The 21,422-nt window shown below is 61.6% G+C and carries 19 protein-coding genes and 1 pseudogene; 7 read left to right on the plus strand and 13 right to left on the minus strand.

From position 1 onward, the window contains the following. Positions 1-4: 4 nt before the first annotated feature. From AB4037_RS26965 to AB4037_RS26990, 6 genes are all read left to right on the plus strand, one after another. Positions 5-472, plus strand: a complete 468-nt coding sequence (locus AB4037_RS26965) for a cobalamin B12-binding domain-containing protein (protein ID WP_441773553.1) — start codon at positions 5-7, stop codon at positions 470-472. Beyond that, positions 469-1,470 (plus strand): methylmalonyl Co-A mutase-associated GTPase MeaB, encoded by a 1,002-nt coding sequence (gene meaB, locus AB4037_RS26970; RefSeq protein WP_441773554.1) that lies wholly within the window; start codon positions 469-471, stop codon positions 1,468-1,470. Before AB4037_RS26965 ends, meaB begins: the two co-directional genes overlap by 4 nt. Continuing rightward, positions 1,467-3,158, plus strand: coding sequence for a methylmalonyl-CoA mutase family protein (locus tag AB4037_RS26975; protein WP_441773555.1), 1,692 nt, complete (start codon positions 1,467-1,469; stop codon positions 3,156-3,158). The genes meaB and AB4037_RS26975 overlap by 4 nt, the downstream gene beginning before the upstream one ends. 10 nt (positions 3,159-3,168) lie before the next feature. Then, a complete protein-coding gene (locus AB4037_RS26980; RefSeq protein WP_441773556.1) occupies positions 3,169-3,918 on the plus strand; it encodes an enoyl-CoA hydratase/isomerase family protein in 750 nt (249 codons plus the stop codon). Positions 3,919-3,926: 8 nt separating this feature from the next. Then, positions 3,927-5,555, plus strand: a complete 1,629-nt coding sequence (locus AB4037_RS26985; RefSeq protein WP_441773557.1) for an AMP-binding protein — start codon at positions 3,927-3,929, stop codon at positions 5,553-5,555. 290 nt (positions 5,556-5,845) lie between these two features. Then, positions 5,846-6,967 carry a branched-chain amino acid ABC transporter substrate-binding protein gene (locus tag AB4037_RS26990; protein WP_441773558.1) on the plus strand — a complete coding sequence of 374 codons (1,122 nt, stop codon included), beginning with the start codon at positions 5,846-5,848 and terminating at the stop codon, positions 6,965-6,967. A 202-nt stretch (positions 6,968-7,169) separates the two neighbouring features. Here AB4037_RS26990 and AB4037_RS26995 read toward each other — a convergent pair whose 3' ends face one another. From AB4037_RS26995 to AB4037_RS27045, 11 genes are all read right to left on the minus strand, one after another. Beyond that, positions 7,170-7,625 (minus strand): NUDIX hydrolase, encoded by a 456-nt coding sequence (locus AB4037_RS26995; protein WP_434960380.1) that lies wholly within the window; start codon positions 7,623-7,625, stop codon positions 7,170-7,172. Beyond that, complete coding sequence (locus AB4037_RS27000) at positions 7,622-8,419, minus strand: ABC transporter permease subunit (protein WP_441773559.1); 798 nt, start codon at positions 8,417-8,419, stop codon at positions 7,622-7,624. The genes AB4037_RS26995 and AB4037_RS27000 overlap by 4 nt, the downstream gene beginning before the upstream one ends. After that, positions 8,403-9,269, minus strand: a complete 867-nt coding sequence (locus tag AB4037_RS27005) for a 2-aminoethylphosphonate ABC transporter permease subunit (RefSeq protein ID WP_434960382.1) — start codon at positions 9,267-9,269, stop codon at positions 8,403-8,405. The genes AB4037_RS27000 and AB4037_RS27005 overlap by 17 nt, the downstream gene beginning before the upstream one ends. Beyond that, positions 9,262-10,296 carry an ABC transporter ATP-binding protein gene (locus AB4037_RS27010; RefSeq protein WP_441773560.1) on the minus strand — a complete coding sequence of 345 codons (1,035 nt, stop codon included), beginning with the start codon at positions 10,294-10,296 and terminating at the stop codon, positions 9,262-9,264. The genes AB4037_RS27005 and AB4037_RS27010 overlap by 8 nt, the downstream gene beginning before the upstream one ends. A gap of 119 nt (positions 10,297-10,415) precedes the next feature. After that, entirely contained in the window at positions 10,416-11,444 is a 1,029-nt protein-coding gene (locus AB4037_RS27015) for a 2-aminoethylphosphonate ABC transporter substrate-binding protein (RefSeq protein ID WP_441773561.1), read from the minus strand. A 279-nt stretch (positions 11,445-11,723) separates the two neighbouring features. Next, a complete protein-coding gene (locus AB4037_RS27020; protein ID WP_441773562.1) occupies positions 11,724-12,737 on the minus strand; it encodes an NAD(P)-dependent oxidoreductase in 1,014 nt (337 codons plus the stop codon). A 7-nt stretch (positions 12,738-12,744) separates the two neighbouring features. Further along, the gene (pbfA, locus tag AB4037_RS27025; protein WP_441773563.1) at positions 12,745-14,091 is read right to left on the minus strand and encodes a (R)-1-hydroxy-2-aminoethylphosphonate ammonia-lyase; all 1,347 of its coding nucleotides are present in this window, start codon (positions 14,089-14,091) and stop codon (positions 12,745-12,747) included. A gap of 35 nt (positions 14,092-14,126) precedes the next feature. After that, positions 14,127-15,251 carry a TIGR03364 family FAD-dependent oxidoreductase gene (locus AB4037_RS27030; RefSeq protein ID WP_441773564.1) on the minus strand — a complete coding sequence of 375 codons (1,125 nt, stop codon included), beginning with the start codon at positions 15,249-15,251 and terminating at the stop codon, positions 14,127-14,129. A gap of 6 nt (positions 15,252-15,257) precedes the next feature. Continuing rightward, positions 15,258-16,712, minus strand: a complete 1,455-nt coding sequence (gene phnY / locus AB4037_RS27035; protein WP_441773565.1) for a phosphonoacetaldehyde dehydrogenase — start codon at positions 16,710-16,712, stop codon at positions 15,258-15,260. Then, a complete protein-coding gene (phnA, locus tag AB4037_RS27040; protein WP_441773566.1) occupies positions 16,709-17,968 on the minus strand; it encodes a phosphonoacetate hydrolase in 1,260 nt (419 codons plus the stop codon). The genes phnY and phnA overlap by 4 nt, the downstream gene beginning before the upstream one ends. A gap of 29 nt (positions 17,969-17,997) precedes the next feature. Further along, a complete protein-coding gene (locus AB4037_RS27045) occupies positions 17,998-19,191 on the minus strand; it encodes a 2-aminoethylphosphonate--pyruvate transaminase (protein ID WP_441773567.1) in 1,194 nt (397 codons plus the stop codon). A gap of 136 nt (positions 19,192-19,327) precedes the next feature. Here AB4037_RS27045 and AB4037_RS27050 point away from each other — a divergent pair, with 136 nt between their 5' ends. Continuing rightward, complete coding sequence (locus AB4037_RS27050; protein ID WP_441773568.1) at positions 19,328-20,218, plus strand: LysR substrate-binding domain-containing protein; 891 nt, start codon at positions 19,328-19,330, stop codon at positions 20,216-20,218. A 254-nt stretch (positions 20,219-20,472) separates the two neighbouring features. On the opposite strand, the pseudogene AB4037_RS27055 reads toward AB4037_RS27050, so the two are convergent. Both AB4037_RS27055 and AB4037_RS27060 read right to left on the minus strand, forming a co-directional pair. Beyond that, a pseudogene (locus AB4037_RS27055) lies at positions 20,473-21,011 on the minus strand (SDR family oxidoreductase); the annotation flags it as partial. Beyond that, positions 20,920-21,420, minus strand: a complete 501-nt coding sequence (locus AB4037_RS27060) for an aldose epimerase family protein (RefSeq protein WP_441773569.1) — start codon at positions 21,418-21,420, stop codon at positions 20,920-20,922. The pseudogene AB4037_RS27055 and the gene AB4037_RS27060, both read right to left, overlap by 92 nt. Positions 21,421-21,422 lie beyond the last annotated feature (2 nt).

Genomic DNA, 21,422 nt, shown 5'->3' on the forward strand with positions numbered 1-21,422 from the left:
AGCCATGACCGAGGCAATCCCAACGGACCAGGGTCCGAACACCGATAGCGGTAGCGTGGCGCGCCCTTCGGACACTATCCGGGTGCTTGTCGCCAAAATCGGGCTGGACGGGCATGACCGGGGCGCCAAGATCGTCGCCCGCATCCTGCGGGATGCCGGCATGGAGGTCGTCTATACCGGCCTCTACAAATCGCCGGGCGAAGTGGTCGGCGCCGCGATACAGGAAGACGTCGATGTCATCGGTGTCAGCCTCCTGTCGGGTTCCCATGTTCCGTTGTTCCGGGAACTGGGTCGCTGCCTTCGCGAGCAGAAGGCCGAGCACATCATGGTCGTCGCCGGCGGGGTGATCCCCGAGCAGGACTATGCCAGCCTATGGGACAGCGGTGTCGACGCGATCGTGCCACAGGAGGCGCGGGCCGATCTGATTGTGACGACGATCCGCAACCTGGTTGCCGCTCGTGGCCGCCTATGACCATTTCAACCCCTCCGAGACCAGCAAAGCGTGCGGCCTATACCGCCTCGAGCGAACTCGTGCCCTGCGTCCTCGCCGGCGACGTTCCCGCCATAGCGCGCATGATCTCGCGGGCGGAGGGCGGCTATCCGGAGGCATCGAACGCCCTGGCCGAAATATACAGGCACACGGGCAGGGCGCATATCGTCGGCATTACCGGCGTGCCGGGCGCCGGCAAATCCACCCTGGTCTCTTCCCTTATCCGGGCCTTCGCTTTGGCCGGACACAAGGTCGGGGTGATTGCGGTCGATCCGAGCAGCCCCTTTTCGGGCGGCGCCATTCTCGGCGATCGCGTGCGGATGAGCGATGCGGCCTGCGCCTTCCAATGTTTCGTGCGCAGCATGGCAACACGCGGCCATCTGGGCGGCCTGGCGCGTTCGACCCTGCAGGCCGTCGATATTCTCGATGCCGCCGGCTATTCGCCCATCATCGTGGAGACCGTGGGCGTGGGGCAGGACGAGGTGGAGGTGGTGACGGCCGCCCATACCATCGTGGTACTGTCGGCGCCCGGGCTTGGAGACGACATTCAGGCGATCAAGGCCGGCATCCTGGAGATCGCCGATATCCATGCGGTGAGCAAGTCCGACAAGCCTGAAGCGGCAGCTATGGTGTCGGCGCTCAAGGGCATGATGGCCTTGGGGCCGACGGGAACGAGCGCGCACTGGCCTCCTCCGGTGCTCGCGGTCTCCTCGCTTTCGGGTGAGCGCGTCCAGGATCTGAAGGATGTGATCGACCGGCATTGGCGGCATCTCAGGGACAGCGGCGAGTTGGCCGGGCGTCAGCGCGTCATGTCGAGAGCGCGGATACTGGCCACCGCCAGGCATCTTTTCCAAAGCAAATTCAACCAGGGAGCCGAAGAGCTCGAAAAGCATGTGCGGGCCGTGGTGGACAGGGACACCGACCCCTCAGTGGCCGCCTATCGGCTCCTGGGCTGGGACAACGAGGTAGGGGCGATATGAAACTATTCTCGGAACAGGCGATCGGTGCCATTCGGGAAAAGCAAGCCGAATGGGAGGAAAACCAGCTCGCGGCAGCCTTGACGATGAGGCCCGAGGAAAAACCGGCCTATGAAACCGAATGCGGTATTGCGCTGAAGCGTGTCTATACAGCCGCCGACGTCGCGGACATTCCCGCGAGCGAGCTGGGGTTCCCGGGAGCCTATCCGTTCACGCGGGGCGTCTATGCCACCATGTATCGCGGGCGGCCATGGACTATCCGGCAGGTCGCGGGCTTCGGCAACCCGGAGGCCACCAACCAGCGCTACAAATACATGATTCAAACAGGCCAGACAGGCCTGTCGACCGATTTCGACCTGCCGACCCTGCTTGGCATGGATTCCGACGACCCGATGGCGTTCGGCGAAGTCGGGCGGGTAGGCGTCGCCATCGATACGCTCGATGATGTCGATCGCCTCTTCGACGGGATCGACCTCGAAAAGATCTCGGTTTCACTGACCATCAACCCGTCGGCCTGGGTGATCTATGCGATGTTCGTTGCCGTTGCCGAACAGCGCGGCTGCGATCTCGGCAAACTGACAGGCACGCTGCAGGCCGATCCCTTGAAGGAATATGTCGCCCAGAAGGAATGGATCTATCCGGTGCGCCCCGCCGTTCGCCTGTTGCGTGATCTGATCATGCATAGCGCCAGGACGACGCCCAAACTCAACCCGATCAGCCTCAGCGGTTACCATCTGTCCGATGTCGGCGGAAATGCGATCCAGGAGATCGCGTTCATCATGGCCTTTACCATCGCCTATTGCGAGGAGGTTACCGGCGCAGGCATGGATATCGACGATTTCGCGCCCAGGCTGTCCTTCTTCTTCATCAGCCACCAGGACTTCTTCGAGCAGATCTGCAAGTTCCGGGCGGCGCGGCGGGTTTACGCAAAGATCATGTCGGAGCGATTCAAGGCCAGGAAGCCCGAATCCATGCGGCTTCGCGTGCATGTCCAGACCGCGGCGATGAGCCTTACCAAGGTCGAGCATCACAATAATCTGATGCGGACGGCCATCCAGGCACTCGGTGCCGTGCTGGGCGGTTGCCAGAGCATGCATACCAACGGCCTCGACGAGGCCTTTGCCATCCCGACCGAAGAGGCGATGAAGCTCGCCATCCGCACCCAGCAGATCATCCGCGACGAGATCAACGTGACATCGGTGATCGATCCTCTCGGAGGCTCCTACTTCGTCGAGCGTCTGACGCGGGACATGGAAAACGAGATCTGGAAGATGCTGGGCGAAGTGGACGAGCGCGGCGGCGCCATCAAGCTGGTCGAAGAGGGGTGGTTCCAGCAAAAGCTGGCCGACTCGGCCTATGCCACCTTCAAGAAGATCGACAGAGGCGAGAAGATTTCGGTCGGCGTCAACCGCCATGTCGACGAGGCAAGCCGCTCGGCCGAGGTCGATATCCACCCCTATGACGAGCACTGCACCCAGCTCCAGATCGACCGCCTGAACGCCGTGCGGAAAAACCGTGACAACAGCCGCGTCCAGAATCTGCTGCGGGAACTCGCCGAGCAGGCAACGTCCGACGACATCAATCTTCTGCCCAAGACCATCGAGTTGGTGAAGGCGAGAGCGACGCTCGGCGAGATCTGCGGCGCCTTGCGGGGCGTCTGGGGCTCCTACGCCGAACCGATGATCGTATGAGGAGCACGTCATGACAACCACAGTCATTTCCAGTGACGACGGGCCTTTGACCTGGATCAGGCTGAACCGGCCGGAACGGCTCAACGCTATGAATCGGCAACTGGTGGACGAGCTTGCCGAGGCTCTCGCGCGAGCCGAGGCCAATGAAGCCACCCGCGTCATCATTCTGCACGGCGAAGGGCGAGCTTTCTGCTCCGGCGACGATCTCAAGGATCTCGATGCGCAAACCGCCTCCGACGGGGCCACGCAGGCCTGGGTGGATGCCATCCAGGACATCACCCTGCGCATCATGCAATCGAGCAAGATCGTCATCGCCGCGGTGCATGGCTGGTGCGTGGGCGGAGCTCTCGAATGGGCGGTTAACTGCGATTTCAGGTTGTTTGCCGAGAATGCGCGTTGGTTTTTTCCTGAGGTCAGCTACGGGCTGTTCGTCACCGGTGGCGTGACGGCGCTCCTGACAAAGCAGGTCGGGCCGCAGATTGCCAAGGAACTGATGATCCTGGGTGAACGCCATGACGCCGCGAAGGCTGTCGAGGTCGGCATCGCCTGGAAGCTTTTTCCGGAGGCCGCCTTGCTCGACGAAGCAAGGAAACTGGCCTTGGTCATCGCAGAGCGCCCCGCCAGCGCCGTGTCCGACATCAAGCACGCCATCAATGAAGGCTTTCACTCCTCTCTCGCGGACGCCATGGCGCTCGAGACTAGGGCCACGGTGCGCGGCTTCCTCTCGGCAGAAGCGCAGGCACGCGCAAAACAGTTCTGACGGTATTGATGACAATGCTTGAGGTCTCATCTCCCTTCACCATTCCAGGCCGGCATGAGGACGATGTCGACAATCGGGTGCTGCCAAGAATCCTGTTGAAGCAGGCCGAACGCCTGGGCAGCCGGCAATTCATCGAGATATGCGGGCGGTCCGCCAGCTTCGAGGACATGCTGCAGATTTCCAGCCGGCTGGCCCGGGGCCTGCGCGGCTTGGGTGTCGGCAAATCCGATCGCGTGGCGATGCTGCTGCCCAATTGCTTCGAACTCGTCGCGATCTGGTTCGCGACTTCGATCCTCGGCGCCATCGAGGTGCCGAATAATCCGGGCCTGAAAGGAGATCTGCTCCGCCATAATCTCAATAATTGCGGAGCGGAGGTTCTGGTTGCGGACGCCAATGCCCTGGCCGAACTCGCCAGGATCCAGGACAGCCTTCCTGATCTTCGCACGCTGATCCTCCTCGGGGCCGAGGCGAGTGAGGCACGGGCCGCCGGTATCCGGATCGACCGCATCGTCGGCTATGAGGAATGCCTCGCGCCTTTGCCGGATTTCAACGTGGCCGACATCCACTATTCCGACCCGATGGCCATCCTCTACACATCCGGCACCACTGGTCCGGCCAAGGGGGCCTTGATGTCGCATCATCATTGTTATTCCTGGGCCACCGCCATGGCGCACAATCTCGGCTATACGGGCCGCGACAGTTATTTCTCGGCCCTGCCGCTGTTTCACACCGATGCGCAGATGTTCGGCGTTTACCTGCCGCTGATCTACGGCACGCGCGCGACCTTGGTCGAAGCCTTCAGCGCCTCACGATTTTGGGACCAACTGCGCAAGAGCGGCGCCACGGCGACAAATCTGCTGGGCGCCATGGCTGTCATACTCCAGCGTGCCCCACCGTCCGAGCAGGACGCCAGCAATCCTGTGAGAATATGCCAGTGCATTCCCATGGTCCCGGACAAGCAAGCATTCGAAGCTCGCTTCGATGTGCACCTCGTCACGGGTTACGGCCAGACCGAAACCAGTTTCGTGACCCTGGACACGGCGGGCGAAACGAGGGCGGGTTCCTGCGGACGTCCCCATCCCGATTGGGACGTGGCAATCGTCGACGAGAAGGACCAGCCTCTCCCGGCCGGTTCGATCGGCGAGATCGTATCGCGCCCGAACAAGAGCTGGAGCATGTTTTCCGGCTATTACCGGGCGGATGCCAAGACGGTGCAGACGCTTCGCAACCTCTGGTACCATTCCGGCGATGCCGGCTTCATGGACGAGGATGGCTGGCTCTATTTCAAGCACCGCCTCAACGAGGCGGTCCGACGCCGGGGTGAGAACATCTCGGTCTATGAAGTCGAGACCATTGCCGACAAACATCCCGACATCGTCGAGAGCGCTGCGTTCGGCATTCCGTCAGCGCTCACCGAGGAAGACATCATGATCGTGGCCCTGCGTAGGCCCGGATCCATGGTGCAGCCGCCCGATCTGCTCGACCATTTCAGGGCGCTGGCGCCTCGCCATATGGTCCCACGCTATATCGAGATCGCCGATACACCGCTTCCACGAACGCCAACGGAAAAAATAGCCAGAAACGTCCTAAGGCAACGTGGCATCGGCGACGCTACGTTTGATCGAGGGGAGCGTTAGCAGTTCGAAGATTGCGCTGGAGCGGCCCCATGATTTCTGGCGCCCGTGTCTGTCTCGGTAAAGCACGGTTCAATTATTGATCGGACAGTCAATAATTTTCGAAAGTCAAAAGACAGGCCGATGCGTCTTCGGACGGTGGAGCGTCTTGATGCTTGGGAAATCCACGATGAGCCGGGGAGGCGCGCATGAAGACTTGAGAATATTCTCGGCGATCTTCCAAGGAAGGTCGTTGTTATAGGTCGTTGAAACTTGAAAACAAAGAGAACAACCACCGCAGGGGAGGAATATATATGAAGCTGAAATGGTTCGTGGGTGTAATGTTGTCGGCCTCTTTCGTTCTGGGAGGATCGGCGCAGGCTCAAATCAAGATCGGGGTGGCCGGCCCGATGACGGGACCGCAGGCCGCGTTCGGCGCCCAATTGAAGAACGGCGTCAAGCTCGCCGTCCAGAACATCAATGCAAAAGGTGGAGTTCTTGGCCAGAAAATTGAGGTGGAGGTCGGGGACGATCAGGCAGATCCCAAGCAAGGCGTCTCCGTCGCCAATAAATTCGTAGGCGACGGCGTCACTTGGATCGTCGGCCATTTCAACACCGGGGTTACCATCCCGGCCTCGGAAGTATATGCGGACAATGGGGTGATTTTGATCACGCCCTCGGCGACCAATGAGAAGGTCACCGACCGCAAGCTTTGGAACGTCTTTCGAACCTGCGGCCGAGATGACCAACAAGCACAAGTCTGGGCAGATTTTGCCGCCAGTCATTTCAAGGGCAAGAAAATAGCTGTCGTCGACGACAAGACCACCTATGGCCAGGATATTGCCAAGAATACCGTCGCACAGTTGGCCAAGCGCGGCATTACGCCCGACTTGATGGAAGGTGTGAATGCCGGAGAGAAGGATTATTCGTCGATCGTCACCAAAATGAAGAATAAATCGATCGATTTGTTGATTTGGGGCGGATTGTACACCGAGGCAGCGCTTATCCTCAGGCAACTTCGCGACCAGGGCATGAAAACGATCATGTTGTCAGGCGATGGTATCACGTCTTCCGATTTTGCCACGGTTGGTGGTGATGCGGTCATCGGAACCCAGATGACCTTCCCGCCAAAATTCGAAAACGAACCGCAGAACGCCGACCTTGTCGGTCAATTCAAAGCAATGGGGTTCACGCCTGAAGGTTATACTCTTTTCTCATATGCCGCGGTGCAGATCTTCGCGCAGGCAGCCGAAGCGGCTAAATCCACGGATCCTCAGAAGATGGCGGAAGTCATGCATTCGGGCATGACTTTTCACACGGTTCGTGGAGATCTAGCCTACAACAAGAAGGGTGATCTTACCACGATTGGATACGCAATTTATACCTGGAGGAAGGGCCCCGACGGTAAAATCGATTACTATCAGAATTCAAGATAGAATATTGTATAAAGGTCTGATGGCTTGTCTCGCTTTTGCGGGACAGGCTACCTGAGGAATTAAAATTTTTTATAATATAACTGCCATTATTGTTAGCATTTACATAAGTCCGAGCCTATTGCACCGACATCATGGGGACCGCGGTGACCTGAGCCAAAAAATTGCCCTAGTTCGAAGCGTTCAGATCACAGTCTTGGCGACTTCAAGGTGTTGTTCCGAATGAACAGGCTCGATGCGTAAGTTCTCGTAGCAAGTCGGCAAGACCTGGTTCGGTGACGAGGAGCGCGGCTTCTTCCAACGACATCCATTGCACCTCGCGCTGGCCCTGCTCCTTCCATTTCTTCAAGGTCGCCTTGACCTCGAGGCGGTAGACGGTAGTTTCGACCAGAGCGAAATGCGTATCGAGGCGTTTCCAGTAGGGATAGATGCCGATCGGTTTCTTGTCGGCCTTGCCGAGCAGGCCGGCTTCCTGCTTTGCTTCGATCCTTGCCGCGTGGGCATCCTTGCGTCCCTTCATCGGCCAGCCCTTCGGCAGGGTCCACCGTTTTGTGCTGCGGGTCGTCACCAGGCAGGTTTCGATGCGCCCGTCCTTCATGCGGAGGGGCAACGCCGCAATCTGGCGCAGTGATGGGGATGGCTTGGCAAGGTCCGGCGTCATCTCGACAGCACCTTGCTCGAGATGCGCGTCAGGGAGATCAGCACGATCAGGGTCGCGGCACCCAATATCGTCGTCAGCGTGGCGGCATCAAAGATCGCACCGCGGTCCGACAGCGAGAAGATGCGGACGGGCAGGGTGACCCAGCCCGGCGGATAGATCATGACGGTCGCCCCGAGTTCCCCCATCGACAAGGCGAAGGAGAGGCTGAAGGCGGCGATCAGATAGGGGGTGAGCAATGGCAGTGTCACGCGTCGCAGCCGGTAGAAGGGGCGGGCGCCCAGGCTCTCGGCAACTTGCTCGCAGTCGATCGGAAGACGGGCGAGCCCAGCGGTGACGGTGCCGTAGGTGAAGGCCGAAATCAGCATGAAATGCGCGATGAGCACGATCAGCCTCGTGCCGTTGAGCGGGAAGGGCGGCTGGCTGAAGGCAACCAGCAGTCCAAGGCCGATGGAGACAGAGGGAACCGCGCTCGGCACGAAGAAAAAAAGGTCGAGCACGCGCTTGGGCAAGGGTTTGAAACGGCGCAGGGCCAGAGCTGCCCAGGTGCCGCAGGCGAGAGCCGCCAGGCTGGCGATGATGCCTGTGAGGATACTGGCCTTGAGCGATGCGAAGGAAGCCGTGCGAAAGGCATCGGCATAATGTTGGGTAGTCAGGTGCGAGGGCAGGATGTCGTTCCACTGCCCGCTGAAACTGGCGAGGACGATGACCCCGATCGGCAGGCCGTAGACGAGAAGGAAGAGCGGCACGACGGCCGCCCATAGGACGCCGCGCTCGGCTTTAGACCACACCAGCATTGCTGCCTCCGAAATGAGCGACGATGATGCGATAGAGCGTGTAGAGGCCGAGCGAGAGCGCGATGTTCACGACAGCGATGACGCAAGCGGTCGCATAGTCGAACTCCTGGATCGCCTTGCTGTAGATCAGCAGCGGCAGGGTGATGACGTCCTTGGCGCCGATGAACAGCACGATGCCGAATTCATTGACGGTGAGCAGCAGGCACAGACTCCCCCCGGCGACCAGGGCCGGCAGAGCGGCCGGGAAGATGACCTTTCGTACGATGCGCAGGGGGCGGGCGCCAAGGCTGCTTGCCACCTCGATCTGGGCATGGTCGATCTGGGAGAAGGTGGCGAGAAGCGGGCGCATGACGAAGGGGGTGTAAACAGTCACCTCCGCCAGCACGACGCCCCATTGCGAATAGAGAAAGTCGATGGGCGGCAGCTGCAAGGCGAAGGCATGCATCAGCGTTTCGTTGAGAATGCCGGCCGAGCCATAGATGAAGGTGAAAGCAAGGGTGACGAGGAAGGTCGGCAGTGCGATCACCGTATCAATCAGCCGACCCGCAAGTCTGGCGCCGGGAAAGGGCACGAAGGCGAACACCACCGACAGGACAAACCCAAGCAGCAGGCAGCCTATGGTGGAGCAGATGGCGATGACGATGGTGTGGTAGAGCCCGTCGACGAACTGGCGGGAGCCGAGGACCTGCTCGAACGTCGCGAGCGAGGGTGGACCGTCCCCGAGCGAGGCGCGAATGATGAGGGCGAGGGGATAGAAGAAGAGCAGGGCCAATACGATAAGTGGCGGCAGGATCCAGAGCCCGTCGAAATTGCGCCGCGCTGGGGCCGCGCCGAGCGCAATGTCAGCCATGGGCGGGGTCCTCCGGAACCAAAGTGACATCACCCGGCTCGAAATGGATGCGCACGCTTTCGCCGGCCTGCGGTGGATCGGCCATGGGCGTCGTCGTCATGCGGACGGTATGTCCGCCCGTTTCGAAGGTGATGTTCTGGACATCGCCTTGCCATTGCACGCTGAGTACGATGGCCTCGAGGGCATTGGGCTCGGAGGTCGTGCGGGTGAAGCGGAAGTCATGCGGCCGGACGCACAGGAGGCAATCATCGCCGCTGGCAAGACGGTGATGGTTGCGAGCGAAAAGAAAGGTATTGCCGAAGCGGACCTGGGCATGCCCGTTCTCGGTCGGCTGCAGATCCTTGACCGAAAGCAGGTTCGCACGGCCCAGAAACTCTGCCGCAAAGCGGTTCGGGGGATTGCGGAACAAGGATTGGGACGTGCCGAAGGCACGCAACTTGCCATCCCGCATGATGCCGATGTGGTTGGCCAGCGTGAGGGCTTCGGATTGATCATGCGTGACGTAGAGCACCGTCAGGTTCGGTAGGCTGGTATGGAGCTTGGCGAGCTCGTCGATCATGGCCCGCCGGATCTGGGCGTCGAGGGCCGAAAGTGGCTCGTCGAGCAACAGGACCTGCGGTCGGGGAGCCAGGGCGCGAGCAATGGCGACGCGTTGCTGCTGCCCGCCCGAAAGCTCGCGCGGGTAGCGCCGCGAATAAGCTGACATGCCAACCATCCCCAGGCATTCGGGCACGCGCTGGCGGATGGCGTCTTCGCGGGCGCCATGGGCGCGCAGGCCAAAGGCGACGTTCTCGTCGACGCGCATATGCGGGAACAAGGCATAATTCTGCACCACCATGCCGATCTTGCGGTCATAGGGGGCGAGATGCGTGACATTGCGCTCGCCGATCATGATCCGGCCCGAAGAGGGCCGGACGAATCCGGCAACACTGCGTAACGCCGTCGTCTTGCCCGAGCCCGAGGGGCCGATCAGGGCGACGATCTCTCCCGGGTTCACCGTCAGTGTGAGGGAATGTAGAACAGTCAAGTTACCATAAGTAACCGAGACGTTCTCGAATCCGATGCGGCTGCCGCCAGGAGCGGCAGCCTTGGCTTCGGTGCCTGGACCGTTTTTCAGCTGCGCTCTTTCCATGGTTCTGTAGGCCCTCAATTGCTTGAAATGGCCGAATTGTAGGCTGCAACGTTGTCCTTCAACCCGGAAAGCACGCTCGCCCAATCCGGGCTCCAGATCTCGACGCCCTGCAGCATGGCGTGGAGCTTCTTGTAGTTCTCGTCATCCGGTTTGACGTCGTTGCGCACCGGCAGACCCCTGGCGACGACGCTGACCTGCTTCTGAGCATCGGCGGAAAGCAGGAAGTCGATGAGTTTCTTGCCATTTTCGGAGTTGGGGGCGCCCTTGACCAGGGCAATGTAGTAGGGCAGGGCGAATAGCGTCTTCTTGCCGTCTGGCCCTGCCGGCACGAAGATCTGGATGTTGGGGTTGTCGGCCTGCTGGGACAGGTTCATCTGCATGTCGCCATTGGCGACATAGAGCTCGCCCTTGTTGACCAGCGCGGTTAACTTGCCGGTCGAGGCGGAAGGCCCGAGATTGTTGGCCTGGAGCTTTTTGAGAAAGTCGAGCCCCTTCTCCTTGCTGCCAAAGGCGTGGAAGGTCTGCAGCATGAAAGCCGTGCCGTCACCGGCCTGTCCAGGCGTTGAATATTGCAGCTTCTGCTTGAATTTGGGATCGAGGAGATCCTCGTATTTCGCCGGGGGCTGCTTGAGGACCTCGGCGTTGTAGATGAAGTTGGGGTAGTTGTTCACCAGGGCATAGAAACGTCCCTCGGCATCCTTGTCGCGGGCCTCGATCTTGTCGGCTCCGGCCGGGTTGTAGGCTTCGACGAGACTGTCGGCCGCAGCTTTCTGCATGAAGGGAGGCAGTGTCACCAGGACATCGGCCTGGGTGTTGGACTTCTCCTTCGCCAGGCGATCGACCACGCCGCTTGAACCGGCCTCGACATACTGGACCTCGATGCCGGTCGCCTTGGTGAAGGCCTCGAACTGATCGCCGAACCAACTCGGCGTGCCGTCGTGCAACCCATCGGCGCTATAGATGGTGACCACGCCATCGGCATGGGCCGGTACGGCCATGCCGGCTAACATCAGGGCTGCAATCAGGGCGAACCTGGATTTCATGACGTTCTCCTCTCGGGACGGATGTGAGCGTTTGGCGGCTTTCTTGTTTTTGCCTGTGTTTTGCCGTGGCCTGAGCCGAACGCCTTGCTGAAATGTGTTTTCAAGCGTCCGATAAGTAAAATCTATTTATCTTATGAAATGAACGATTTTGCTTATAGGGTAACTAGGGCGTCGGCGTTGCGCAGTTCAAGGACCAAAGCATGCTCAATCAGGAGCGTTCTCTGCCCCAACTCCTTGTTTCGACATGTCCTTGTGATTGCCGCCAGATCGCAAAACGCTTCAGGCAAAACGAATGCCGACGCGCTGTGCTCGCAGGCGGGGGTCGTTGGAACGAACCGTCACCGGCCGGCCCTGAAAGATTTCCTTGCAGCGGGCCAAGGTGTCCGCCTCCAGGCGCTGCATGGCTTCGACCGTGAAAAAAGCAAGATGCGGAAGGAGGATGACGTTGTCATGACTGTAGAGCGGGCTCATCGGATGGCCGGCCTTGCGCAGAGGTTCGAGCGAATAGGTGTCCAGGCCAACACCGCCCAGGCGCCCTCCGACGACGGCATCGACCAGGGCGGCTTCGTCGATCAGCGCGCCGCGCGACACATTGATCAGGACGGCGTTCGGCCTCATGCAGGCGAGCTCCGCCGAGCCGATCATGCCCCGCGTGCTCTGGGTGAGGACGCTATGAATCGAGACGAAATCGCTCGCGGCCAACAGGTCGTGAAGCGCCTCGACCTTCTCGATGCCGGCTTCGCGCATGGCCGTGGCGTCGAGATAGGGATCATAGCCCAGGACTCTTGCGCGAAAGCCGGCGCCGGCCATGCGGGCGAGGCTACGACCGATCTTGCCGCACCCGACAAGGCCCAGCGTCGCTCCGGCGATGTCACGCCCGAGCCAGCGTGGCTCGGGCCAGATCCAACCTTGTTCGGCAACCGCATGGCTGATGGCCGGCAGGCGCCTGGCGAGTGCGATCATCAGGGCGAAGGCGCCTTCGGCGACCGTTTCCTCGGCATAATCGGGTATGTTGACGACGGGTATGCCGCGCGCCATGGCCGCCGAGATGTCGATCGCATCGATGCCGACGCCATATTTGACGATGCCCTTCAGTCGGAGCGCTGCCTCGATCACCCGGGCGGTGATCGGCGTGTAGCACATCAGCAGCAGGTCGGCGTCGGCCACGGCCGCGCATAGATCGCCTTCCGAAATGCCTTCCGGCAGGGTGACGAGCTCGGCGCCATGCGCCCTGAGCCCTGCATCGATGCCGGGGCATTCGAGCTCCCGGTCCGTCCTGACAGCTTTCACCATGGCGCCTTCAACCCGCCAGGACCGCGCCCTCGACGATGGCGAGGGCGCGATCGAGGTCGTCCTTGGCAATGGTCAGTGGCGGCGACAGCGTCAGTACATTGCCCTGGCTGATCTTGAAGGACAGGCCACTTTCCAGGCAGCGATAATAAACCCGCTCGGCCAGAGCATGATTAGGCTGAAGCCCTTGCCTGTCCTCAACGAGCTCGACACCGAAGATCAGTCCTCTGCCCCGCACGTCGCCGACATGGGCGGAACGGGCCATCAATTCGTTCATGCGGCCCATGGCATGATCGCCCAGCTCGCTGGCGCGCTCGGCCAGGCCCTCCTCGCGGATGATGGCGATCGTGGTCAGCGCGGCCCGTGTCGTGACCGGGTTCTTTTCATGGGTGTAGTGGCCGATGGCATAGTCGCCGGCAACATCGAGGTCGCGGCGGGCAATGACGGCGGCAATCGGCAGAATGCCGCCGCCCAGCGATTTGCCGAGCACGAGGATGTCGGGCGTGACGCCGTCGTGCTCGGAGGCGAAGAACCTGCCTGTTTTGCCGAGGCCGGTTGGAATTTCATCGAAGATGAGCAGCGTGCCGTGCCTGTCGCAGGCTTCGCGCACGCTTTTCCAGAACCCTGGCGCGGGTACCAGCGGGGTCGCGCGCATGGGTTCGGCGATGAAGGCAGCGAAATCGCCTTCGCGGGCCAGGACATAGGAGATCATACTGGCGCAGGCACGGGCCGACTCCTCCAGCGAATTCGTGCCATAGGGGCAGTGATGCGGAGCCCAGGGCGCCACATGCTCGCTGCCCGGCAGGAGCGGGCCGGCAATGCCGGAGCGGAACGTCGCCTCGCCACCGACGCTTGAGGCGCCGAAGCCGGCGCCGTGGAACGCATCCCAGAAGGACAGTGTCTTGAACCGGCCCGTCGCCGCGCGCGCCAGTTTGAGGGCGACCTCGATAGCGTCCGAGCCACCCGTGGTGAACAGCACCTTGCCAAGATCGCCCGGCGAGAGCGCTGCCAGCGTCTCGGCCAGTTCGACAGCTGTCTCGCAGGTAAAGCGGCGCGGGGCGAAGGGCAGAGTATCCATCTGCGCCCGGATGGCTTCCTTGAGGCGCGGATGCCCATAGCCGATGTGGTGGACGCTGTTGCCGTGGAAATCCATGTAACGCCGGCCGGCGAGGTCTTCGATCCAGATGCCTTCGGCCTTGGCGATGGTCGACACGCAGGGGCTGGAAAGGCTCTGATGCAGGAAGACATCGGCATCGCGCTGCAGCAGTGCGGCCGAGGAGGCGTGATGCTGCCTGGCGTTCCAGTCACGCCGCGCCTGGGCGGTATTGGATTCGCCCTCGGTATGGATCAGGTTCATGGTGCTCCACAGCCGGGCCGCGCCCGCTCCCCTCTTCAGCCACCAAAAAGCTCGGCGATCGTTTCCTCGCCGAGAGCAAAACCCGTGCTTGCGCCGGTGCCGCTGGTCACGATCACCAGCCTGAAGCCTTCGCCGAGCGCCAGCCGAAGTGCCTCGTCCTTCGACGAGGATGCGTATGTGCCGACCCAATGGGCGATGACGCGAGGGGGGGACGCACGGAACAGGGCCGCATATTCTGCCAGGATCAGGCCGTCGACCTCGGTGGAGGCGAAGGGATCCGGCGTCGCGCCATAATGGTGTGAATCGCCCACGACCAGAGAGCCATCGGCCGACTGAGTGACAATGAGATGGACGCCATTCTCCAGGGCGGCTGTCCGCTCGTTTTCGAGCCGTCGGCGTAGTGCAGCCGTTTCCGGCAGTGCGGCAAAGGCGCCGTAGCGCAGGAGGCTGAGATCGGACATCAGCGCCGAGTTGAGCCTGAAGCCGGGATCGGCGAGGCGCAACATCTGCAGCTTGCAGCGCCGAACCCTGTGCTCTGCGATCGTCTCGCCAAAGAGGGTGGCGAGATCATCGCCCGGGCAGACTGCAATGCGTGAGGCCGTGACATCCCCGGTGCTGGTGAGAAGCCGCCCGGGCTCGACGCCCCATACCGCCGTGCCGAAGCGGAAGGTGACGCCGTGATGCGCCCGGAGCCACTCGACGAGGCGGGGCAGAGCGAGGAAGGATTCGACCCGCAATTCATGCGGGCTGAAAAAGCCGCCGATTGCAGCGGAACCGGCCAGGGAAGGCTCGCACTCCGCAAGTTCGGCTGCAGTCAAGACCTGGCATGATGCGCCTTCCGGAGTGGCGCAGAATGCCTCTATGGCGCCGAGCGCCTCGGGACGCTGGGCGGCGATCACCATGCCGCGATGGAGAATGTCGATCTTCGCCTCGGCTGCCGATGCAAGCCAGACCTCGCGGCTGCGCTGCGCGCGCCGATAGGAAAGGCCCGGCGTCTGGCCGCTGACGACGACCAAGCCGAAATTGCGAATGGAGGCACCATTGGCGGCGCTATCGCGATCGACAACCACGACCCGCAGCCCGCGTCGGGCCGCAGCCAGCGCATGGCCAAGGCCGACAATGCCGGCCCCGACGACGGCAAGATCAAAGGTCTCAGGCATGAGGCGCTACCACGGCAACGAGAAAGTCTTGACGTTCGTGAAGGACTTCATCGCCTCGATGACGCCTTCCTTGTAGCCGTTGCCCGAATCCTTGATGCCGCCGAAGGGGCTCATCTCGATGCGATAGCCCGGCACTTCCCAGATATTGACGGTGCCGACCCTGAGGCCGGTGATGAAGGCCTGCATGCGCCTGAAGTCGTTGGTGCATACGCCCGAGGAAAGGCCGAAGGCCGTCGAGTTCGAAAGCGCGATCAGGGCTTCGTCGTCATCCGGGGCGCGGATGATCGGCACGATCGGGCCGAAGGTTTCCTCCATGACGAGCTCGCTCTCATGCGGCACCTTGTCGACGACGATCGGCGGCAGCAGCGCGCCCTGGCGACCGGGATCGTAGAGGATCTGGGCGCCGGCTTCCGCCGCCATGTGGACGCGCCTTTCGAACAGGGCAGCCGCCTTCTCATGCACCACCGTACCGAGTTGGGTCGCCGGGTCGAACGGGTCACCGAAGCGGATGGCCTTGGCCCGTTCGAGCACCAGGGGCACGAAACGGTCGGCAACCTTTTCCTGCACGAGGATGCGCTTGACGGCGGTACAGCGCTGGCCGGAATTCTTGGTCGCGCCGGCGACAGCGAGGTCCGCCGCCCTGGCGAGGTCGGCGTCATCGAGATCGTTGAGGATGATCAGAGGGTCGTTGCCGCCGAGCTCCAGGACCTGGCGCTTGTAGCCGGCCTTGTAGGCGATCATCTTGCCGACGGGCACGCCGCCGGTGAAGGTGATCAGATCGATATGGGGATTGGTGATCATTTCATCACCGATCTCCGCAGGCCATCCGGTCACCACCGAGAGCATCTGTGGCGGCAGGCCGGCCTCGTAGAGAATGTCGGCCAGGATCAGCGCCGTCATCGGCGTGAGTTCCGTCGGCTTCACGACCACGCAATTATTGGTGGCGATCGCCGGCGCCACCTTGTGTGCGACCATGTTGAGCGGATGGTTGAAGGGCGTGATCGCCGAAATCGCCGTGAGGGGCTCGCGCTGGGTGAAGATCCGCCTCTGCTTGCCGTGAGGGGTGAGATCGCAGGAGAAGATCTGGCCATCGTCGTGAATGCACATCTGGCCGGCGAGCGTGAAGACGTCGAAGGCACGACCGACTTCATAGAGCGAGTCCTGCTTGGAGATGCCGAGTTCGCTGGTGACCAGATCGGAAATCTCGTCCCTGCGTGCGTTGAGCAACTCGGCCGTCTTCAACAGGATCTTCTGGCGGTCGTAGCGCGAGAGCTTGGACTGATAGCCGGCGGCGATCTCGAAGGCCTGTCGGGCATGTTCGGCCCGCCCTGCCGGCACGATGCCGATCACCGTATCGGTATAGGGATAGCGGACCTCGACGGTCGCCTCGGCCTCGACCAGTCTGCCGGCGATCCGCATCGGTTCATGGCGGACCTTGATGGTTTTCTCGGGCGTGTTCATTTTGGCTGAGCCGCTGCCAGGGTGGCGTAGTAGAAGGCGTCGAAATTGCGCAACGCCGGCGCTTGCGGCAAGTCGGGCAGGGGGCGGTTCACGATGAAGGGCACGGCCTGCTCGGTAAGACCGCCATGCGAGCGCAGCGGCTCGTCGAGTGCGGCAAGGTCGTGCCGATGCTCGGACGTGCCGATCGTCTTGTTCTCACCCGAGACCATGACGATGTCGCCGATGCGGTCTTCAGGCAGTTCGAAGCGCCGGCATCCCTCTTCGCGTCCGAGAACCAGCGTCATGTCCTCGATATCGCGCAGCCTCGCGATGATGGACTGGCGGTCGGCGCCCTTGGGCAGATAGGCCGTGGCAAACGAGCCCAGCGCGCCATGGTGCACGACATAGGGGTCGGTGATCGGCAGGATGACGCGGGCAGCATCCTTGCCGAGCCATTCATCCAGCAGGTCCTGGACATAGACCACGTTGGGGGAACCGTCCGCATGATGCTTTGGCTTCATGCCGTGATCGGCCGTGATCACGATGGCGGCGCCCAGAGCATCGAGCTCGGCGAGATATTTGTCGAACATGGCGTAGAAGGCGTTCGCCTGGGACACGCCGGGGGCATATTTGTGCTGAATGTAGTCCGTCGTCGTCAGATACATGATGTCGGGTCGGAATTCGCGCAGCAGCTTGACGCCGGCGGCGAACACGAATTCGGACAGTTCCGCCGAATAGACCTCCGGCATCGGACGCCCCAGCCATTTGGATGCGTCATCGATGCCATTGGCGGCCTTGGTGGTGGTGTTGGCCTTTTCCGACGAGAAGCAGACGGCGCGCCCGTCATCATAGGACAGGCCATGGCCCAGGAGGGCGCGCAGCTTGTCCTTGGCGGTGACGATGGCGACCTTGGCTCCTGCATCGTAGAACGCCTTGAACACCGTCGGCGCGCGCAGGAATTTGGGATCGTTCATCATCACCTCCTCGCCCGTTTTGGGGTTGTAGAGGTAGTTGCCGCAGATACCGTGTACGGCGGGCGGGCGCCCGGTGACGATCGACAGATTGTTGGGGTTGGTGAAGCTGGGAATGACGCTGTGCGCGGTGCTGGCCGTTCCCTTCTGCAGGATGCGTTCGAGGGCCGGCATCAGGCCGGCCTTGATGGCTTCGTCGAGATAATCAGGCTCGCAGCCGTCGAGACAGATGGCGATCGCCGGCACGCGCGGCCAGGCATAATTGCGCTCGTTGGCGGAGACCGAGACGGGGGACAATTGGTTCATCGAGGATCGATCCTTCAATACGGGCCGCCTCAGGCGGCGAGCTTTGCGCGTTCGGCAATGGCGTCGGCGGGCGGGGCGGCGGAAACGACCTTCATCTCGGCAAGAGACTGGCGGGCGGCTTCGACCACGTTGCGCATGACATGCTCGTCCATCCGTCCGATGCAGCCGACGCGGAAGGAGTCGACCACCGTCAGCTTGCCGGGATAGATGATGAACCCCTTTTGTTTCATCTGTTCGTAGAAGCGGCTGAAAACGAAGCTCGGATCGGCCGGGCAGAAGAAGGTCACGATGATGGGCGAGAGCCAGGTGTCGGACAGCAGCGTCTCGAAGCCGAGCTCGCGCATTCCCGCCACCATCACATCGCGATTGCGGGTATAGCGCGCGCCCCTCCCTGCCACGCCGCCTTCGGCGGCATGCATGCGCAGGGCCTGGAGGAAGGCCGCCACCACATGCGTGGGCGGGGTGTAGCGCCACTGCCCGATCTTTTCCATCGTGGCCCATTGTGCATGGACGTCGAGGCTGAGCGAATGGCTGTTGCCTTGTGCTGCCTTCAGCGCGTCCTTGCGGGCAATCACGAAGCCGAAGCCCGGCACGCCCTCGATGCATTTGTTGGCGGAAGACACCATGGCCTCGAAGGCGATCTCGTTGACGTCGAGCCGGATGGCGCCGAAGGCGCTCATGGAATCGATGAGGAGCTTGCGTCCCTTGTTCTCCACGGCCGCGGCGATCTCGGCCACCGGGTTGAGGATGCCGGAGCTGGTTTCGCAATGGATGGCGAGGACATGAGTGATTGCCGGATCCGCATCGAGCGCGGCCGCGACCTCGTCGCCACGCGGGGGCAGGTAGTCGCCCTTGTCGATGAGGGTGTAGGCGCGGCCGATATAGCGCATGGTCTCGGCGGCCCGCAGACCATAGGCGCCATTGGCGAGGACGAGAACCTTGCCGTCCTTGGGGACGAAGGATCCCAGCATCGCCTCGACGCAGAACGATCCCGAGCCCTGCATGGGCACGCAATCATAATCGCACTTGCTGTCTCCGGTCAGCGCAAGCAGGCCTTGCCGAAGCTCGACGGTCATGGCGCGAAAATCGGCATCCCAGGAGCCCCAGTCGCGCAGCATCGCCTGCTTTACCTCGGCGGCGGTGGTCAACGGGCCCGGTGTCAGAAGATAGGGCTCTCCGAGCAGGGGAGGGGCAAAAGCTTGCGTCGACGCACTATCGTGCATGGGCCAATCCTCGTCTGGTGCCGTTTGGTGGCGACCATATAGGACCGGCATAATCTATTCTAAAAATCGTTATTTTGTATCCGTGTATAAGCTGTGATTATATGTCGAACACGGCGTGCCCTGGGGATGATCGTCAATGCGCTATGTTCAGCTTCGTGCCTTTCATTATGTGGCGATTTCGGGCGGTTTTTCCCGGGCGGCCAGCGAATTGCTGCTGACCCAACCGGCGATCTCCGACCAGGTTCGCAAGCTGGAGGAGGAATACGACACGCTCCTGTTCAATCGCCAGCGCAAGCAGGTCGTACTGACGGAGGCGGGAGAGCGACTTCTAACCATCACCCGGCGCATGTTCGAAATGGAGAACCAGGCGCTCGAACTCCTGTCGGAGTCCCGTTCGCTCCGGACCGGTTCGCTGCGCATCGTCGCCGACGCTGCCCACCACGTGCTGCACATCATGGGCGAGTTCCGCCGCCGCTATCAGGGGGTTCATGTCACCGTCCGTGCCGGCAATACGGAAACGGTTATCAAAAGCCTGTTCAATTATGATGCGGATATCGGTGTTGTGGGGGAGGCCCCGGCGGGTCGCGACTTCGAGATCATCACGCTCCACGCTACGCCGATCGTCGCTTTCGCTGCAACCGACTTCGACCTTGGCGGGCGCAAGAGACTTTCCCTTGCCGATCTGGCCGCGTTGCCGCTTGTCATCCGCGAGCGCGGCTCCAAGACACGCAAGCGCCTGGAGGATGGGGCGGCTGATGCCGGCATAAAGCTAAAATATGCAATCGAGGCAGAGGGGCGGGAAGCGGTTCGCGAGATCGTGGCCTCGGGCGCCGGCCTCGGCTTTGTCTCTCAAGCCGAGTTCGGCAATGATAGCCGGCTTACGAGGATCCCGATCTCCGGCCCTCCGATGCTGATGGAAGAAGCGCTGGTCTGCCTGAGCGAGCGAAGCGAGGCAAAGGCCATTCGAGCTTTTTGGGGCATTGCGCGTGAGTTTGCGCACGTCGCATCAGCCGTCACGGCGAAGTAAGTCTCACGCTTTCATTGTGTGTCGCGATAGTTGGTGAAATACGGTGCCGAGAGACTGGAGCCTCGCCGCGGTCTGGAACGCCGGCGAGACCTTCAACGCGAATTTCAATTCTGGTCGCCAGCGCGGCGTTGGTCCCATGCCGTCGACCATCGGCTCGGATCGCCACCGCGGCAGCATGGTCGACGCCTTCCGGTCAATCGCCCAGGATGGCGTGAACGAATCGTCTCTTGGTCTTGAGCGTTCCTCTGTGAAGTTCAGGCCGGGTGCTGCAATTGGCTGAGCCCGCCGTCGACGACGAGGCACGCCGCGTTCATGAACGGGCACTCGTCGGAAATCATGAACACTGCGGCAAGTGCTATCTCGCGTGCCGAGGCGATGCGGCCGCTGGGATGGAGCGCCATCGTATTGGCACGCGCTGAGGCGGGATCGGGAAAACCATTCCAGTAGTCGATGGCCTTCTGTGTTTCGACATAGCCTGGGGCCGTGCATTCACACGAACACCCTGCGCCGCATATTCGAGCGCCAGCGACTTTGTCAGTCCAAGTAGAGCGTGCTTGGCGACAGGATAGGGGAAGGTGTGCGGAATGATGGTGAAGCCATGGGTCGACGCGATGTTAAGGATTGCCCCGCCGCCGCTTGCGATCATCCCCGGCAATACCGCCTTGCTGCAGTTCCAAGCTCCCTTGACGTTGACGTCAAAGTTAAGTGCCCATTGCTCCTCGCTCGCATCGAGCGGCGTGGAGAATACATTGACCCCGGCATTGTTGATCAGTGCATTGACCGGGCCGATCTGTTCTCAACGCCAATCCCATCGGCTCGGTCTCGAAATGCTTCAGCGCATTGGGACTGTGGCTCATCGGCTCCAGGCAGAAGAAGTCGCGCTTGCCGTTGGGCGCAAAGAGCATGTAGCGATCGAGCATGCTATCGGCGGCGATATCGACGCCGAGTTGACGCTCGGGCCATACGATGCGTGCGCTGCCATTCCAACCTTCGAAGCAATTGTTCAGCCGGCGATCGGGCAGTCGGCGTGCGGTAGAGAAATCGACGTCGCTGACAAGGGCGCCTCTGGAGCCGGGTAGATGTGCATCTCGTTCCGTCCACCATGCGGTGGCCGGTGCAAGAAGGGTTGTCTGCGGTGTCAGCGGAAAGAAGGGATGAAAGCCGATGTCGAACGGCAGGTCGATCCTGCCTGTATTAGTCACCG

The organism is Labrys sp. KB_33_2, from assembly GCF_052114505.1.
Lineage (GTDB): Bacteria > Pseudomonadota > Alphaproteobacteria > Rhizobiales > Labraceae > Labrys.

What these genes read in the sequence shown, in the direction of transcription:
- AB4037_RS26985 (WP_441773557.1), top strand. Translation starts at nt 3,927, where the DNA reads ATGACAATGCTTGAGGTCTCATCTCCCTTCACCATTCCAGGCCGGCAT.
- phnA (WP_441773566.1), bottom strand. Translation starts at nt 17,968, where the DNA reads ATGAACCAATTGTCCCCCGTCTCGGTCTCCGCCAACGAGCGCAATTAT.
- phnY (WP_441773565.1), bottom strand. Translation starts at nt 16,712, where the DNA reads ATGAACACGCCCGAGAAAACCATCAAGGTCCGCCATGAACCGATGCGG.
- AB4037_RS27050 (WP_441773568.1), top strand. Translation starts at nt 19,328, where the DNA reads ATGCGCTATGTTCAGCTTCGTGCCTTTCATTATGTGGCGATTTCGGGC.
- AB4037_RS27045 (WP_441773567.1), bottom strand. Translation starts at nt 19,191, where the DNA reads ATGCACGATAGTGCGTCGACGCAAGCTTTTGCCCCTCCCCTGCTCGGA.
- AB4037_RS26965 (WP_441773553.1), top strand. Translation starts at nt 5, where the DNA reads ATGACCGAGGCAATCCCAACGGACCAGGGTCCGAACACCGATAGCGGT.
- AB4037_RS26990 (WP_441773558.1), top strand. Translation starts at nt 5,846, where the DNA reads ATGAAGCTGAAATGGTTCGTGGGTGTAATGTTGTCGGCCTCTTTCGTT.
- meaB (WP_441773554.1), top strand. Translation starts at nt 469, where the DNA reads ATGACCATTTCAACCCCTCCGAGACCAGCAAAGCGTGCGGCCTATACC.
- AB4037_RS26975 (WP_441773555.1), top strand. Translation starts at nt 1,467, where the DNA reads ATGAAACTATTCTCGGAACAGGCGATCGGTGCCATTCGGGAAAAGCAA.
- pbfA (WP_441773563.1), bottom strand. Translation starts at nt 14,091, where the DNA reads ATGAACCTGATCCATACCGAGGGCGAATCCAATACCGCCCAGGCGCGG.
- AB4037_RS26980 (WP_441773556.1), top strand. Translation starts at nt 3,169, where the DNA reads ATGACAACCACAGTCATTTCCAGTGACGACGGGCCTTTGACCTGGATC.
- AB4037_RS27020 (WP_441773562.1), bottom strand. Translation starts at nt 12,737, where the DNA reads ATGGTGAAAGCTGTCAGGACGGACCGGGAGCTCGAATGCCCCGGCATC.
- AB4037_RS27005 (WP_434960382.1), bottom strand. Translation starts at nt 9,269, where the DNA reads ATGGCTGACATTGCGCTCGGCGCGGCCCCAGCGCGGCGCAATTTCGAC.
- AB4037_RS27015 (WP_441773561.1), bottom strand. Translation starts at nt 11,444, where the DNA reads ATGAAATCCAGGTTCGCCCTGATTGCAGCCCTGATGTTAGCCGGCATG.
- AB4037_RS26995 (WP_434960380.1), bottom strand. Translation starts at nt 7,625, where the DNA reads ATGACGCCGGACCTTGCCAAGCCATCCCCATCACTGCGCCAGATTGCG.
- AB4037_RS27030 (WP_441773564.1), bottom strand. Translation starts at nt 15,251, where the DNA reads ATGCCTGAGACCTTTGATCTTGCCGTCGTCGGGGCCGGCATTGTCGGC.
- AB4037_RS27000 (WP_441773559.1), bottom strand. Translation starts at nt 8,419, where the DNA reads ATGCTGGTGTGGTCTAAAGCCGAGCGCGGCGTCCTATGGGCGGCCGTC.